The following is a 15850-nucleotide window of genomic DNA, read 5'->3' on the forward strand; positions in this document are numbered from 1 at the left end:
CGAGCAAGCCCGCGTCTACAGTGGGAACGATCAGCAGTTAATCGAGCAACGAAATCGCCGTTGGCGCATCGTTGCCGACCAGCGCCAGGTCTTCGAATTCGTTGACGGCGTTGATCTCGGTGCCCATGGAAATGTTGGTCACGCGCTCCAGGATGATCTCGACGATCACTGGCACCTTGAACTCTTCGATCAGTTCCTGAGCCTTGCGCAGGGCAGGCTGGATCTGACCCGGTTCGAACACCCGCAGCGCCTTGCAACCGAGGCCCTCGGCCACCGCGACGTGATCGACACCGTAACCGTTGAGTTCCGGCGCGTTCAGGTTATCGAAGGACAGCTGCACGCAGTAGTCCATGTCGAAACCGCGCTGGGCCTGACGAATCAGCCCCAGGTACGAGTTGTTTACCACAACGTGGATGTACGGCAGTTTGAACTGCGCGCCTACCGCCAATTCTTCGATCATGAACTGGAAATCATAATCGCCCGACAGCGCTACGACCTTGCGGCTCGGATCAGCCTTGACCACGCCCAGCGCCGCCGGAATGGTCCAGCCCAACGGGCCGGCCTGACCGCAGTTGATCCAGTGACGCGGTTTGTAGACGTGCAGGAACTGCGCGCCGGCAATCTGCGACAGACCGATGGTGCTGACGTAGCAGGTGTCTTTGCCAAACACCTGGTTCATCTCTTCGTACACGCGCTGCGGCTTGACCGGCACGTTGTCGAAGTGGGTTTTGCGTTGCAGGCTGGCTTTGCGCTGCTGGCAGTCTTGCAGCCAGGCGCTGCGGTTTTTCAACTTGCCGGCGGCTTGCCATTCGCGAGCGACTTCGATGAACACGGTCAGCGCGGCAGCGGCGTCGGACACGATGCCCAAGTCCGGGTTGAACACACGGCCGATTTGCGTCGGCTCGATGTCGACGTGAATGAACTTGCGACCTTCGGTGTACACGTCGATCGAACCGGTGTGACGGTTGGCCCAACGGTTACCGATGCCCAGCACGACGTCGGATTTGAGCATCGTCGCGTTGCCGTAGCGGTGCGAAGTTTGCAGACCGACCATGCCGACCATCAACGGGTGATCGTCCGGGATGGTGCCCCAACCCATCAGGGTCGGAATGACCGGAATGCCGGTCAGCTCGGCGAATTCCACCAGCAACTCGCTGGCGTCGGCATTGATGATGCCGCCACCGGCGACCAGCAATGGACGCTCGGCCTGATCGAGCATGGCCAGGGCCTTCTCGATTTGCACGCGGTTAGCGGTTGGCTTGGCCAGCGGCAGTGGTTCGTAGGCGTCGATGTCGAATTCGATTTCAGCCATCTGCACGTCGAACGGCAGGTCGATCAGCACCGGGCCCGGACGGCCGGAGCGCATTTCGTAGAAGGCTTTCTGGAATGCATAAGGCACTTGGCCCGGTTCCATGACGGTGGTTGCCCACTTGGTCACTGGCTTGACGATGGCGGTGATGTCGACGGCCTGGAAGTCTTCCTTGTGCATACGGGCGCGGGGTGCTTGCCCGGTGATGCAAAGAATCGGGATCGAGTCGGCCGAGGCGCTATAGAGCCCGGTGACCATGTCAGTACCGGCAGGGCCCGAAGTCCCGATGCACACGCCAATGTTGCCAGCCTTGGTGCGGGTGTAACCCTCGGCCATGTGCGAGGCGCCTTCAACGTGGCGAGCGAGGACGTGATCGATGCCACCGACCTTCTGCAGGGCGGAGTACAGCGGGTTGATCGCGGCGCCCGGGATGCCAAAAGCGGTATCAACCCCTTCACGGCGCATCACCAGAACGGCGGCTTCGATTGCTCTCATTTTGCTCATGGTTTTGGTGCCTCTTACGTTTTGTAATTGTATACAAGTTGCTTTGCGCAGAGTGTATTCACGGCGGACGGCGCAGGTCAATCCATTTTCTCAAGCGCCCGTTTCATTCGTCGGAAGCCCGTTCTACTGTGGCTTTTCGTCGCATGTGGCGCTTTTCGAGAATTATTGTATACAAAAAAATAACTCATTGTGTTCTATTTGTTGCATCGGACTTCTGAACAAAAAGAAGGCCAACAGCTTTCCCTATAACAAAATGAGGACGGCACCATGAGCGCTTTAACCTTGAAAGTTGCAGTCAACCTGACCAGTCAGGCCATCTCCGCAGGGCGTGCAATCTCCGCGGCTCCCTTGGCCATCGCGGTACTGGACGCCGGTGGGCACCTGATCTCCCTGCAACGCGAAGACGGCGCCAGCCTGCTACGCCCGCAGATCGCCATCGGCAAAGCCTGGGGCGCCATTGCCCTGGGCAAGGGGTCACGCCTGCTGGCGCTGGACGCACAACAACGCCCGGCGTTTATCGCCGCGTTGAACAGTTTGGGGCAGGGCAGCGTCGTGCCGGCACCGGGTGGTGTATTGATTCGGGATCAGGACGGGAACGTGCTGGGGGCTGTCGGGATCAGCGGTGATCTGTCTGATGTCGATGAGCAGTGTGCGATCAATGCGATTGAGGCGTTGGGGTTGCGGGCGGATGCGGGGGTTACTGCTTGATCTTCAGCGTCTGAGCAATTGCCATCGCGGGCAAGCCCGCTCCCACAAGGATCGGCGGCGTTCACATATTTTGTGTACACCAACAGACCCTGTGGGAGCGGGCTTGCCCGCGATGGCTATCTACCAGACACATCCAGCTAATAGTCTCTATCACCACCCGCCATTTCCAGGTCTAGCTTTTCTAATGGATGAATCATGAGAGAGGCAAAGGAATGCCTGATTTACCCGCTTCACATCGTCTGAGAACGGGTCGCTATGCCGAGCCCAACCGAATCTATTTACTCACCACCAATACGCTAAATCGTGAACCGGTTTTTGAGGATTTCGCTTTGGGCAGATTGGTAGTGCATCAATTTCGCCAAGCACAGAATCTGGGGTTGGTGAATTCACTGGCTTGGGTAGTTATGCCTGATCACTTTCACTGGCTGGTCGAATTGGAAAAATGTTCGCTCAGTAAATTGATGCGTCAAACCAAATCATTGATTACTCGAGAGGTGAACCTTTTCAGTAATAGGAATGGGCCACTCTGGCAGCAGGGTTATCACGACCGAGCGTTAAGGAGAGAAGAGGACTTAGTGAAGATGGCGCGGTATGTTGTTGCCAACCCATTGCGGGCGGGACTAGTTGAAAAGCTGGGCGACTATCCGTTGTGGGATGCGATTTGGGTTTGAATTGAAATAGAGTTGCTTTCTTCGCGAGCAGGCTCGCTCCCACAGGGGATTTGTGAGCACCAAAAATCCAGAGTGGGAGCGGGCTTGCTCGCGAACAGCCGCGCTGCGGTCTACCGATCCGGCTCACACCCCTTCAACACCAACCGGATAATCGTCTGCGCCGCTGCTTCGTAATCGCTTTCATCCAGCTTGGCCTTGCCGGTGATGGCGGTGATTTGCCAGTCGAAGTCGGCGTAGGTCTGGGTGGCGGCCCAGATGCTGAACATCAGGTGGTTCGGGTCGATGGGGGCTATCTGGCCGCGATCGATCCAGGTCTGGATGCAGTCGATGTTGTGCCGGGCCTGGCCGTTGAGCTGTTCGACCAGGTCGGCGCTCAGGTGGGGCGCGCCGTGCATGATCTCGCTGGCGAACACTTTGGACGCAAACGGTAAATCCCGGGAGATGCGGATTTTCGAGCGGATGTAGCCGCTCAGCACTTCGCTGGGCACGCCATCGGCGTTGAACGGCGTCGAGGCCTGCAGGATGGGCTCGATGATACTTTCCAGGACCTCGCGGTAGAGGTTTTCCTTGGATTTGAAGTAGTAGTAGACGTTGGGCTTGGGCAATCCCGCTTTGGCTGCGATGTCACTGGTTTTGGTCGCAGCGAAGCCCTTGTCGGCAAATTCTTCACTGGCGGCACGCAGGATCAGTTCTTTGTTGCGCTCGCGGATAGTGCTCATAAACCAGGGGGTTCCTTGCCTGTTCTGGCGGTTGCGCATGGTAGCACCGGCCTCGCGCGACGCTCAAGAATGCCCCGCAGTACGTTGGGCCGCGCTATGCTGCGCAGCATTCACTATTCGAAGGAAACCAGATTCATGGCAGGAAGCAGTTTGCTGTTGTTGATCGACGACATTGCCGCGGTCCTCGACGATGTGGCGTTGATGACCAAAATGGCCGCGAAAAAGACGGCCGGCGTGCTCGGCGATGACCTGGCGCTCAACGCCCAGCAAGTCTCCGGCGTGCGTGCCGAGCGGGAAATCCCGGTGGTGTGGGCGGTCGCCAAGGGCTCGTTTCTCAACAAACTGATCCTGGTGCCGTCGGCCTTGGCCATCAGTGCGTTCATTCCGTGGATGGTCACGCCGCTATTGATGGTCGGTGGTGCTTACCTGTGTTTCGAAGGTTTCGAGAAACTCGCCCATAAGTTTTTGCACAGCAAGGCTGAAGAGCAGGCCGAGCATGCCGAGCTGGTCGAAGCTGTGGCCGATCCGGCGGTCGATCTGGTGGCGTTCGAGAAAGACAAGATCAAGGGGGCCATCCGCACCGACTTCATCCTTTCGGCGGAAATCATCGCCATCACCCTCGGGACCGTGGCTGATGCGTCTCTGACCCAGCAGGTCATGGTGCTGTCGGGCATCGCCATCGTCATGACCATAGGCGTCTATGGCCTGGTGGCGGGCATCGTCAAACTCGACGACCTGGGTTTGTGGATGACCCAGAAGCCTGGGCAAATGGCCAAAAGCATCGGCGGCGGCATTCTGCGTGCGGCACCGTACATGATGAAAAGCCTGTCGGTGATCGGCACGGCGGCAATGTTCCTGGTAGGCGGCGGGATTCTCACCCATGGCGTGCCGGTGGTTCATCACTGGATCGAAAGCGTCAGCGCGGGTGTCGGTGGTGCCGGATTTATCGTGCCGACGTTGCTGAATGCGGTGGCGGGGATTGTCGCTGGGGCGGTGGTGTTGGCGGGTGTGATGGCTGTCAGCAAAATCTGGAAAACTATGAAAGGCTGAAGTCGAACACGATCTAAATGTGGGGGCGGGCTTGCTCGCGAAAGCGGTGTATCAGTCAACATAGATGCTCAATGTTATGGCCTCTTCGCGAGCAAGCCCGCTCCCACAGTTGACTCGTGGTGTCTGATCCGCCACGCATGAATAAGGCCATTCGACTCGCATCGAATGGCCTTTTTTATTGCCGCCGAAATTACTCGGCAATCTGCAACTTGCGCGACTCGGTGTACACGTAACGCACTTTCTCGTACTCGAACGGCGTGTTCAGCTGACCGTAGCGGAAGCCGGTCTGGTAGCGCTTGTCGACGGCGCGCAATAGCCAGACCTCCGGATGGTTGGAGCTGACTTCCGCGACGTTCAGGAAGTTGATCGCCGATTCTGCGGTGAAGTCCACCGCCAGCCCGCCGGTGTCGCGGATGTTCGAGGGGCCGAGGATCGGCAATACGAAGTAGGCGCCGCTCGGTACGCCGTAGAAGCCCAGCGTCTGGCCGAAGTCTTCGGCCTGGCGCGGAAGGCCCATGGCGGTGGCCGGGTCCCACAGGCCGGCGATGCCTACGGTGGTGTTGAGCAGCAGGCGCGCGGTGGTTTCCATCGAACGCTGGCCTTTGAACTGCAGCAAGCTGTTCATCAGGTTCGGCACGTCGCCGAGGTTGTTGAAGAAGTTGCTCACGCCCGTGCGCAGGAAGCTCGGCGTGATGTAGCGATAGCCGTCGACTACGGGCAGGAACACCCATTGGTCGAAGCGATAGTTGAAGTGGTAGACGCGGCGGTTCCACTCTTCCAACGGGTCGTAGACGTTCAGCGCGTTGAGCGTCGAGCGCTCGAACTCGCGCTGATCCAGCCCCGGGTTGAATTTGAGTTTGCTCAGCGGTTCCTTGAAACCGTCACTGTCGACCACGACAGGGGCGTTGGCTTTGCTGTTGTCGGCATTGGCGACGCCTGCACAGAGTAACGCTGCGATTAGCAGGAGATATTTAGCCACGGAAGAACTCCAGCATGGCGTCGCTGTTGACGCGGTAATTAAGGTTGCCGCAATGGCCGCCCAGCGGATAAACGGTCAAGCGATCGCCAAAGGTCTTGCGCAGGAAACCGAGGTCGCCGGGGCCGAGGATCACGTCGTCGGCGTTGTGCATGACGGCGATTTTCGGGCTGTCGCGCAGGTAATCCTTCAGCGCATACAAACTGACCTGGTCGATCAGTTGCAGCAGGCTGCCGCCGTCGGTGCGGGCACGCCACATCGGGATGACCTGTTCAGTGATGTAGCAATCGAAGTCGCATTGCAGCGCGCGCTTGAGGAACGGCGTGAGCGTGGTGCCTTCGGTAATCGGGTATTTCGGTGGGGTGATCAGGCCGCGACGGTTGATCAGGTCCGAGGTGAAGGCAATGTCGGCCGCCGAGAAGCGGAACGAGGTGCCGATCAGCATGGCCATCTGTTCGTTGCTCAGGTGCTGCTTGGACTGCTGGAAGTCGTAGAGCAGCGCATCGTTGAGGTCGATGTAGCCCTTTTGCTGGAAGTAGCGGGTCAGTTTGTCGAGCACCAGTTCATAAAAAGTGGTGGTGTTGTTGATGCCCTTGACCTCGGTTTGCACCAGCTTGTCCAGATTGGTGATCGAGGTGTAGAGGTTGACCGGCGGGTTCAGCAACAAGACTTTCTTGAAGTTGAAGCTGCGGCGGGTTTCATCGAGGTGTGCGACGAATGCCGCATCCAGTGCGCCCAGGCTGTAACCGGTCAGGTAGTAATCGGTGACCGGCACATCAGGGTTTTGCGCGCGCACGGCCTGCATCACCCGGTACATGTCTTCGGCGTCTTCCTTGGTGATACCGGGTGTGGCAAAGCGTGAGGCGGAGCTCATGAAGTCGAAGCTGGTGGGCGACGACAGTTGCACCACGTGATAGCCAGCCTTGTAGTAGAGCTTTTTCAGGTATTCGTTGAGGGTGCTGTCGTAGCGCGCGCCGGTGCCGGCGATCAGGAAGATCAGCGGTGCTGCTTTATCCTGGGTGGCGATGCGATAGGTGAGTTTCTTCACCGGCCAGAAGTTGTCCGGCAATTCGAATTCACGCTCCGGGCGCAACGTGACGCTGCGGGTCTCCTGATTAATGTCGTCGTCCAGCGGCAACTCCGGGCGCAAGTCCGGCGGTGTCGTGGCGATGGTCGCCTCGAACGGGTTGGTCAAGGGGTAGCCATAGCTGGCGGCGTCGATGTCGGCCGCCAGTGCAGACGCACTCAAAATAAGGCCGCCAAACAGGGCGGCGAAGCGCAAGGAACGGAGCATGACTAGATCCCTTAGAGGAAGGTGCCGAATAAAGTTCGCAGGTATGACCACCGGATTTGCGCCAAAGTGCCATGCAGCGGCACCAAACAGGCCTAATTTCAGAGCAATGGTAGCTGGACGATACACTTTGCAGCTGTTTCGTGACCAATTATCTGTTTCGTGCGTTTGCTAACCGCTGTCGGAGGATTAAGCTGGCCGCCGTTTTCGTTTATTGGAGTGCTTCATGTCCCGCCGTCTGCCCGTGATTCTGCTGCTTGTTTTGCTGCCTTTATGGCTGGCCGCCAGTTATGGCGCGCGTTATGGCTTCATGGAGGATGCGCAGTGGGTCGGCATCTGCGTGGACGAAGCGAGTCGCTGGGAATGCCAGGTCCGGTCGAGCCTGGGCTTGATGATTCATTTCAAGGTATTGGGCTGGGCGGCGTTGGCTGCTGCGGTGACCAGTTTTGTACTGCCGGGTCGGGCAGGGTGGTGGTTGGCAGTGCTGGCGCTGGTGTTCGGGTTTCCGGCGCTGGCGTTGTACAACACAACTTTGGCGGTGTTTGCGGTGGTGATTGCTGCTTTGCGGTTGGTCCGGGCTTCCCGTAGCGCTTGATAGTCAGTATTCGCGAGCAAGCCCGCTCCCACACTCGACCGCATCTATGATGAGAATGCGGTCAAATGTGGGAGCGGGCTTGCTCGCGAAGAGGCCGGCAGCGACGCTGAAGATTAGCCTTTGCGAACCCGTAAGCAGCGCCACAACGCCGCCACCATCAACCCACTCACCAGCGCCCAACCCCAAGCCTGCTGATTCTGCAAACCTTCGACATACAGTTGCGGCGCAATCCCGGCACCAACAATGAACGTCAGCAGCGCAATCTCACGGCGCGGCACGCTCACCGGCCGGCACAGATAAACCAGTGCCGGCAGGATGAACGCGACACTCGGGAAGCTGCGATAGCGCGGGTCGAACACCAGCTCCAGCATCGTCACTGCCGCGGCAAAGCCTGCTACCGCCACTAGCCAGCCCGCCCGACGCTCCAGCGCATTGAACGCTCGTTCACGCCAGCCTTTGCGAGCGCTCAGCGTCAGTGCCGCGTGGGCGAGGACCAACAGGTTCAAAGCCGTCAACAAAGCGACCCACAGCCATTCACTGGCAAACCGGGTGGTGACTCGTGCCAGGTCGCCCCAGGCGCCAATCGAGCAAGCCGCCAGGGCACCCAGCAGCGGTAGAACCAGCGCAGCGCGAGTGCTGCGAACGCGACCGCCAAGGATCAGCGTGCCGAGGAAGATCAAGCCACCCACCACCAGCCATTGCGACCAGTACGGCACGTTCGATACTGGCCCGGCCAGCACGCCCTTGTCCTGGCGATCGGCATCGAACAGCCCCCAGTAGCCACCGACCGCACCTTCGCTGGCGCGTTTCCATGGCTGGTCGAAGGCTTCGATCAGGTTGTAATGCCAGCCTTGTTGCTCGGCCATGATGACAAAAGCGCGTATGAACTTGGCTTCATTGACCCGGCTCGGCAGGGCGGTTTCGCGCTGACGGCCTTCGCTCGGCCAACCGGTTTCGCCAATCATCACGTCCTTGGGTGCGAACCTGTTGCCGAACACCTGACGCACTTCGGCCACATGCTGCAGGGCGGCATCGATGTTCGACGGGTCATCTTCCCAGTACGGCAGCAAGTGGATGGTCAGGAAATCCACCGTCGGCGCGACTTCCGGGTGCTTGAGCCAGAACTCCCAGACGTCGGCATAAGTGACAGGCTGTTTGACCTGGCCTTTGACTTTGTTAATCAGCTTGGCCAGTTGCGTGCCGGTGATTTCCTTGCGCAACAAAGCTTCGTTGCCGACGATCACCGACGTCACCACGTCCGCGTTGGCGTTGGCCGAGGCGATCAGCAGGTTCACCTCTTTCTCGGTGTCCACCGGGTTGCTGTTGACCCAGGCACCGATCATCAACTTCAGACCGTGCTTGCGCGCCAATTCGGGTAGGGCCTCGAGGCCGGTCATGGAATACGTGCGGATGCATTCGAAGCTTTTGGCCAGCAGCGCGAGGTCGGCGTCCATGCGCTCGGGGCGCAACTTGAACGGCACATCGAACGGTGATTGGTCTTTATCAAACGGGGTGTAGGAGGCGCACTGCAGCTTGTGCGTCGCGCTGGCGACATCCGGCAGAATCACCGGTTTGCCGAGGCCATACCAGAAGCCGCCGAGGGCAAAAAGCCCCAGCAGGCAGGCAAAAAGATAAGCAAAAAAAGGAAAGCGGGATGTCGCGGGCATGGTCAGGACGTCTGGGAGCAAAGCCGCGCATGTTACCTGCATTTGCCCCGCGCTTGGTGTCCCGCATGATTTTGACATGCAAAGTCCGGGCGGATTGGCGGGCGGACTTTCGGTGGTCTAGATTAATGGCGTTCTGATGTCGTTTCTCGATGCCTTGAGGTCGCTGGCAGAGCAGGTCGCTCTTGGCGTCAGGTTGATTATCGACGCATCAGTGCTCTCATAGATAAATCGCTGATGTTCGAACGAGTTTGCGGTGAGGCGTGATGGGGGCGCTGTGCACCATAACAATACGTTGACGCGACTCGGCCTTCGTCGAGCGCAGCACTTTCGGGGAAGTAACGATGAAGATGCGACGACTCTTGGGCGCAGGTGCCGCTTTGGTGCTGGCGATCAGTTCTACCGTGGCCAGCGCCGCAGACAAGGCAGTGACCATTGGTTATGTAGACGGCTGGTCCGACAGCGTCGCCACGACCAACGTGGCCGCTGAAGTGATCCGGCAGAAACTCGGGTATGACGTGAAACTGCAAGCCGTTGCCACCGGGATCATGTGGCAGGGCGTGGCCACTGGCAAACTCGACGCCATGATGTCGGCCTGGTTGCCGGTGACTCACGGCGAATACTGGACCAAGAACAAGGATCAAGTCGTCAACTACGGCTCGAACTTCAAGGACGCGAAAATCGGCTTGATCGTGCCGGAGTACGTCAAGGCTAAATCCATTGACGATCTTAAGACCGACGATAGCTTCAAAGGTCGTATCGTCGGCATCGACGCCGGTTCAGGCGTGATGCTCAAGACTGATCAGGCGATCAAGGATTACGGCCTGACCAATTACACCCTCAAGGCCAGTTCCGGCGCCGGCATGATTGCCGAACTGACCCGTGCGGAGAAGAAAAACGAATCCATTGCCGTCACCGGTTGGGTGCCGCACTGGATGTTCGCCAAGTGGAAACTGCGTTTCCTGGACGACCCGAAAGGCGTGTATGGCGCGGCTGAAACCGTGGACAACATCGGCAGCAAAGAACTGGCAACCAAAGCACCGGAAGTTGCGAAGTTCCTGAAGAACTTCCAGTGGGCATCGAAAGACGAAATCGGCGAAGTCATGTTGGCGATCCAGGACGGCGCCAAACCAGAAGCCGCAGCGAAGGATTGGGTAGCAAAACACCCGGAACGCGTTGCAGACTGGATCAAATGATTTGAGCTGAAGCGTCTGTTCAGCACCTCCCAGGGCCGCTTGGCATCATCGCCAAGCGGCTTTTTGCATTTTGGTATTACTGCTGGGTGAAGATGGATACAAAGCAGGCTAATTAATAGTTGCTGGAAAATGGCGTTACCGTCATGTCGTTCTAATACTAAGGTCGTCTGGAACCAGTTCCGCAGCCGCATAGAGTGGATAACGTTCTAACTTCATCTGTGCTGCGAGGATAAAAACAATGAACGACAGCATTTACCTCTCGATTCAAAACAGCCCGCGCTTCAAGGAGCTGGTTAGTAAGAGGGAACGATTCGCCTGGATTCTTTCGGCGATCATGCTTGGGCTTTACTCCGGATTCATCCTTTTGATTGCTTACGGGCCGCATATTCTGGGCGCGAAAATCAGCCCCGAGTCTTCGATTACCTGGGGCATACCGATCGGTGTCGGGCTGATTCTCTCGGCCTTTATCCTGACCGGTGTTTACGTGCGACGCGCCAACGGCGAATTCGACGACCTGAACAATGCGATTCTCAAGGAGGCTCAGCAATGATCCGGCGTCTATTGGCTCTATTGAGCGTTGCAGCATTCGCACCTGGTGCCTGGGCGGCTGACGCCCTGACTGGCGCCGTTCAGAAACAACCGCTTAACGTCGCCGCGATCCTGATGTTCGTGGCGTTCGTCGGCGCGACTTTGTATATCACCTACTGGGCCTCCAAGAAAAACAACTCGGCCGCCGACTACTACGCGGCTGGCGGCAAGATCACCGGTTTCCAGAACGGTCTGGCGATTGCCGGTGACTACATGTCCGCGGCGTCCTTCCTGGGTATTTCTGCCCTGGTGTTCACCTCCGGCTACGACGGCCTGATCTACTCGATCGGCTTCCTGGTGGGCTGGCCGATCATTCTGTTTCTGATCGCCGAGCGCCTGCGTAACCTGGGTAAGTACACCTTTGCCGACGTGGCGTCCTATCGCCTCGGGCAAACCCAGATTCGCTCGCTGTCCGCTTGCGGTTCGCTGGTAGTGGTGGCGTTCTACCTGATCGCGCAAATGGTCGGTGCCGGCAAGCTGATCCAGCTGCTGTTCGGTCTCGACTATCACATTGCGGTGATCCTGGTGGGTATCCTGATGTGCATGTACGTGCTGTTCGGCGGCATGCTGGCGACCACTTGGGTGCAGATCATCAAGGCGGTGCTGCTGCTGTCTGGTGCCTCGTTCATGGCGCTGATGGTCATGAAGCACGTCAACTTCGACTTCAACGCGCTGTTCTCCGAGGCGATCAAGGTTCACCCTAAAGGTGAGGCGATCATGAGCCCGGGCGGTCTGGTGAAAGACCCGATCTCCGCGTTCTCCCTTGGCCTGGCGCTGATGTTCGGTACCGCTGGCCTGCCACACATCCTGATGCGCTTCTTCACCGTGAGTGACGCGAAAGAAGCTCGCAAAAGCGTGCTGTATGCAACCGGCTTCATCGGCTACTTCTACATCCTGACCTTCATCATCGGCTTCGGCGCGATCCTGCTGGTCAGCACCAATCCGGCCTTTAAAGATGCGGCTGGTGCGCTGTTGGGCGGTAACAACATGGCGGCGGTGCACCTGGCCAACGCGGTCGGTGGCAGTATTTTCCTGGGCTTCATCTCGGCGGTAGCGTTCGCGACCATTCTGGCGGTGGTTGCCGGTCTGACCCTGGCCGGTGCTTCGGCGGTGTCTCATGACCTGTATGCCAGTGTGATCAAGAAGGGCAAGGCCAACGAGAAGGACGAGATTCGCGTCTCGAAAATCACCACCATCGCCCTGGCGGTGCTGGCGATCGGTCTGGGCATTTTGTTCGAAAGCCAGAACATCGCGTTCATGGTCGGCCTGGCGTTCTCCATCGCGGCGAGCTGTAACTTCCCGGTGCTGCTGCTTTCCATGTATTGGAAGAACCTGACCACTCGCGGTGCGATGATCGGTGGCTGGTTGGGTCTGGTGAGTGCTGTTGGCTTGATGGTCCTTGGGCCAACCATCTGGGTGCAGATCCTGCATCACGAGAAGGCTATCTTCCCGTATGAGTACCCGGCGCTGTTCTCGATGATCATTGCGTTTGTAGGGATCTGGTTCTTCTCGATCACTGACAAGTCCAAAGCGGCAGACAATGAGCGGGCGCTGTTCTTCCCGCAATTCGTTCGCTCGCAGACTGGGTTGGGAGCGAGTGGGGCGGTTTCGCACTAAGGCTTCACAGATCTATTTGTAAGCTGCGTTAACACGAAATGCCCTGATCGAGAGATCGGGGCATTTTTTTGTGCGCTGATCGCCCGAAACCTATAGGGGCGACGCTTTTCCGCGAAAGTGGTCTCATGATCGATTCGTTTGTTATGGATATACGCCGTTCAATTGTGGGGGTGAGCCGCCTGCTCGCGATGGCAGCCTGGCGGTCTGCCAAAGACTTGTGGATGCCCCAGATCTCCTGTGGGAGCGGGCTTGCTCGCGAAGCGGTTGATCTTGCCGTTGCCGTTGCCGTTGCCGTTGCCGTTGCTTTGCTTTGGCTTTGGATCTGCACGCCCCTTTCCCAGGGCCGAACGCAGGCGTTGCGCAGGGGCCTCTACGGCAGGGGTGGCGGCGGGCCCCCGGCCCATACACGCTTTTCGAAAGTGACTCGCTGTAAAAGCGAAACCGACAGCCGCCGTTACCGCAGAAACGGATATGTACCCAACCAAAGAGCCCTCAAAGTGCACAAACAAAAACGGCCGCTATATAAATAGAGGCCGTTTCCGGTGCAGCTCAAGACATTATCGCAAGACAGGTCTTATTTGCGGTCTTCCAGATTGGTGATATCACGCGACTCGTAGCCAGTGTACAACTGGCGCGGGCGGCCGATCTTGTACGGGCTGGAGAGCATTTCTTTCCAGTGGGAGATCCAGCCGACAGTCCGCGCCAGGGCGAAGATGACGGTGAACATGCTGGTCGGAATGCCTATCGCCTTGAGGATGATCCCCGAGTAGAAGTCGACGTTCGGATACAGCGAGCGTTCGATGAAGTACGGGTCGGTCAGGGCGATCTCTTCCAGGCGCATGGCCAGTTCGAGTTGCGGATCGTTGGTGATACCCAGTTCCTTCAGCACTTCGTCGCAGGTCTGCTTCATCACTGTGGCGCGTGGGTCGCGGTTTTTGTAAACCCGGTGACCGAAGCCCATCAGTTTGAACGGATCGTTCTTGTCCTTGGCCTTGGCGATGTACTTGTCGATGTTCGAGACATCGCCAATTTCGTCAAGCATGGTCAGAACAGCTTCGTTCGCGCCGCCGTGGGCAGGGCCCCACAGTGCAGCGATGCCGGCGGCGATACAGGCGAACGGGTTGGCACCCGAAGAGCCGGCCAGGCGTACGGTGGAAGTCGATGCGTTCTGCTCGTGGTCGGCATGGAGGATGAAGATCCGGTCCATGGCCTTGGCGAGCACCGGGCTGATCGGTTTGATCTCGCACGGGGTGTTGAACATCATGTGCAGGAAGTTTTCCGCGTACGTCAGGTCGTTGCGCGGGTACATCATGGGTTGGCCCATGGAGTACTTGTAAACCATCGCTGCCAGGGTCGGCATCTTGGCAACCAGGCGGATCGCGGAAATTTCGCGATGCTGCGGGTTATTGATGTCCAGGGAGTCGTGGTAGAAGGCCGAGAGAGCGCCGACTACACCGCACATGACGGCCATCGGGTGGGCGTCGCGGCGGAAGCCGTTGAAGAAGGTCTTCAGCTGCTCGTGAACCATGGTGTGGTTCTTGACGGTGCTGACGAACTGGGCCTTCTGTTCTGCGGTCGGCAATTCGCCGTTGAGCAGCAGATAGCAGGTTTCCAGGTAGTCCGACTTTTCAGCCAGCTGTTCGATCGGGTAGCCGCGGTGCAGCAGAATGCCGTTGTCGCCGTCGATATAGGTGATCTTCGACTCGCAGGAGGCGGTCGACATGAAACCAGGGTCAAAGGTGAAACGGCCCGTGGCCGTCAGGCCCCGAACATCGATTACATCGGGACCAACGGTGCCGGTTAAAATGGGCAGCTCGACGGGGGCTGCGCCCTCGATGATCAACTGCGCTTTTTTGTCAGCCATGTGGCCTCCTATTTATGCTTGAAATCATCAGACAGACCCCCCACGCAGGGCCCGCACCACTATAGTGAGATAAATTCGAATGTCAATTTGCCTAAAGTCTTGCTCCAGAAGGCTTTAACCGGACTTTTTCCTCGAAATTGACTGCCATTTACGCCTTTTATACGACTTGTGCAATGAGCTATTAGGGGAAGGCGAACGCGTTGTCATTAGTAGCCTAACTGTCTATACTCGGCCACCGACCGCCAGGGGCTTTTGGGCCCGCTTTATTGGGGGTCGCATCCCTGGGTGGTGGTTACCTGACCAGTGCACTCCCCAACAACTTTGCCCTGATTGTTAGGGGCTCTTCAGTGTGAAAAAAGCCGTGAAAAGCCAACGACCTGTAAACCTAGACCTAAGGACCATCAAACTCCCCATCACCGGCGTTACGTCGTTTCTTCACCGTGTTTCCGGCATCATCCTCTTCCTGGGCCTTGGCTTCATGCTGTATGCATTGAGCAATTCCCTGGGTTCCGAGGAAGGTTTTGCCGACGTGAAGGCAACCTTGACCAGCCCTCTGGCCAAGTTCGTAGCATGGGGCCTCCTGTCCGCTCTTCTGTATCACTTGGTAGCCGGTGTGCGCCATATGATTATGGACATGGGCATCGGTGAGACGCTGGAAGGCGGCACGCTGGGCTCGAAAATCATTATCGCCGTGTCTGCGGTGTTGATCGTTCTGGCGGGAGTTTGGATATGGTAACCAGCGTTACGAACCTGTCGCGTTCAGGCCTCTATGACTGGATGGCACAGCGTGTGTCTGCGGTCGTTCTCGCGGCTTATTTCATCTTCCTGATCGGATACCTCGTTGCGAACCCTGGCATTGACTACGCCCAATGGCATGGCCTGTTCGCCCACAACGGAATGCGTATCTTCAGTCTGCTGGCCCTCGTTGCCCTTGGCGCTCACGCCTGGGTCGGCATGTGGACCATCGCGACCGACTACCTGACGCCGATGGCGCTGGGCAAGTCCGCGACTGCAGTACGTTTCCTCTTCCAGGCAGTATGCGGCGTCGCGATGTTCGCGTACTTCGTCTGGGGTGTGCAGATTCTTTGGGGTATCTGA

The 15850-nt window shown here is 58.1% G+C and carries 15 protein-coding genes; 9 read left to right on the forward strand and 6 right to left on the reverse strand.

The features are described from left to right. Window positions 1-37: 37 nt before the first annotated feature. Window positions 38-1813 carry a glyoxylate carboligase gene (gene gcl / locus ACA055_RS07985; protein WP_497683132.1) on the reverse strand — a complete coding sequence of 592 codons (1776 nt, stop codon included), beginning with the start codon at window positions 1811-1813 and terminating at the stop codon, window positions 38-40. A gap of 267 nt (window positions 1814-2080) precedes the next feature. Here gcl and ACA055_RS07990 point away from each other — a divergent pair, with 267 nt between their 5' ends. Then, window positions 2081-2521 (forward strand): GlcG/HbpS family heme-binding protein, encoded by a 441-nt coding sequence (locus tag ACA055_RS07990; RefSeq protein WP_497683133.1) that lies wholly within the window; start codon window positions 2081-2083, stop codon window positions 2519-2521. Between the two features lie 212 nt (window positions 2522-2733). After that, window positions 2734-3192: an REP-associated tyrosine transposase gene (locus tag ACA055_RS07995; RefSeq protein ID WP_497683134.1), complete on the forward strand. Its 459-nt coding sequence runs from the start codon at window positions 2734-2736 to the stop codon at window positions 3190-3192. Window positions 3193-3302: 110 nt separating this feature from the next. Here the strand turns inward: ACA055_RS07995 and ACA055_RS08000 are convergent, their stop codons facing one another. Next, on the reverse strand, window positions 3303-3911 hold the full coding sequence (locus ACA055_RS08000) for a TetR/AcrR family transcriptional regulator (RefSeq protein WP_497683135.1): 609 nt from the start codon (window positions 3909-3911) through the stop codon (window positions 3303-3305). A 135-nt stretch (window positions 3912-4046) separates the two neighbouring features. On the opposite strand from ACA055_RS08000, the gene ACA055_RS08005 reads away from it, so the two are divergent. After that, window positions 4047-4961 (forward strand): DUF808 domain-containing protein, encoded by a 915-nt coding sequence (locus ACA055_RS08005; protein WP_497683136.1) that lies wholly within the window; start codon window positions 4047-4049, stop codon window positions 4959-4961. Between the two features lie 190 nt (window positions 4962-5151). Here the strand turns inward: ACA055_RS08005 and ACA055_RS08010 are convergent, their stop codons facing one another. After that, window positions 5152-5940, reverse strand: a complete 789-nt coding sequence (locus ACA055_RS08010; protein WP_497683137.1) for an MlaA family lipoprotein — start codon at window positions 5938-5940, stop codon at window positions 5152-5154. After that, on the reverse strand, window positions 5933-7231 hold the full coding sequence (locus tag ACA055_RS08015; protein WP_497683138.1) for a serine/threonine protein kinase: 1299 nt from the start codon (window positions 7229-7231) through the stop codon (window positions 5933-5935). The genes ACA055_RS08010 and ACA055_RS08015 overlap by 8 nt, the downstream gene beginning before the upstream one ends. Window positions 7232-7454: 223 nt before the next feature. Here ACA055_RS08015 and ACA055_RS08020 point away from each other — a divergent pair, with 223 nt between their 5' ends. Continuing rightward, on the forward strand, window positions 7455-7823 hold the full coding sequence (locus tag ACA055_RS08020; protein WP_497683139.1) for a hypothetical protein: 369 nt from the start codon (window positions 7455-7457) through the stop codon (window positions 7821-7823). A gap of 113 nt (window positions 7824-7936) precedes the next feature. Here the strand turns inward: ACA055_RS08020 and ACA055_RS08025 are convergent, their stop codons facing one another. Beyond that, window positions 7937-9532: a glycoside hydrolase family 17 protein gene (locus tag ACA055_RS08025; RefSeq protein ID WP_497683140.1), complete on the reverse strand. Its 1596-nt coding sequence runs from the start codon at window positions 9530-9532 to the stop codon at window positions 7937-7939. A gap of 299 nt (window positions 9533-9831) precedes the next feature. Here ACA055_RS08025 and ACA055_RS08030 point away from each other — a divergent pair, with 299 nt between their 5' ends. From ACA055_RS08030 to ACA055_RS08040, 3 genes are all read left to right on the forward strand, one after another. After that, a complete protein-coding gene (locus ACA055_RS08030) occupies window positions 9832-10683 on the forward strand; it encodes a glycine betaine ABC transporter substrate-binding protein (protein ID WP_497683141.1) in 852 nt (283 codons plus the stop codon). A gap of 238 nt (window positions 10684-10921) precedes the next feature. Next, window positions 10922-11233, forward strand: coding sequence for a DUF485 domain-containing protein (locus ACA055_RS08035; RefSeq protein ID WP_497683142.1), 312 nt, complete (start codon window positions 10922-10924; stop codon window positions 11231-11233). Then, window positions 11230-12888, forward strand: a complete 1659-nt coding sequence (locus ACA055_RS08040; protein WP_497683143.1) for a cation acetate symporter — start codon at window positions 11230-11232, stop codon at window positions 12886-12888. Before ACA055_RS08035 ends, ACA055_RS08040 begins: the two co-directional genes overlap by 4 nt. A gap of 574 nt (window positions 12889-13462) precedes the next feature. Here ACA055_RS08040 and gltA read toward each other — a convergent pair. Then, window positions 13463-14752, reverse strand: coding sequence for a citrate synthase (gltA, locus tag ACA055_RS08045; protein ID WP_497683144.1), 1290 nt, complete (start codon window positions 14750-14752; stop codon window positions 13463-13465). A gap of 349 nt (window positions 14753-15101) precedes the next feature. On the opposite strand from gltA, the gene sdhC reads away from it, so the two are divergent. After that, window positions 15102-15488 (forward strand): succinate dehydrogenase, cytochrome b556 subunit, encoded by a 387-nt coding sequence (sdhC, locus tag ACA055_RS08050; RefSeq protein WP_497683145.1) that lies wholly within the window; start codon window positions 15102-15104, stop codon window positions 15486-15488. Continuing rightward, the gene (gene sdhD / locus ACA055_RS08055; protein WP_095130072.1) at window positions 15482-15850 is read left to right on the forward strand and encodes a succinate dehydrogenase, hydrophobic membrane anchor protein; all 369 of its coding nucleotides are present in this window, start codon (window positions 15482-15484) and stop codon (window positions 15848-15850) included. Before sdhC ends, sdhD begins: the two co-directional genes overlap by 7 nt.

Source organism: Pseudomonas sp. LBUM1657 (genome assembly GCF_059716075.1).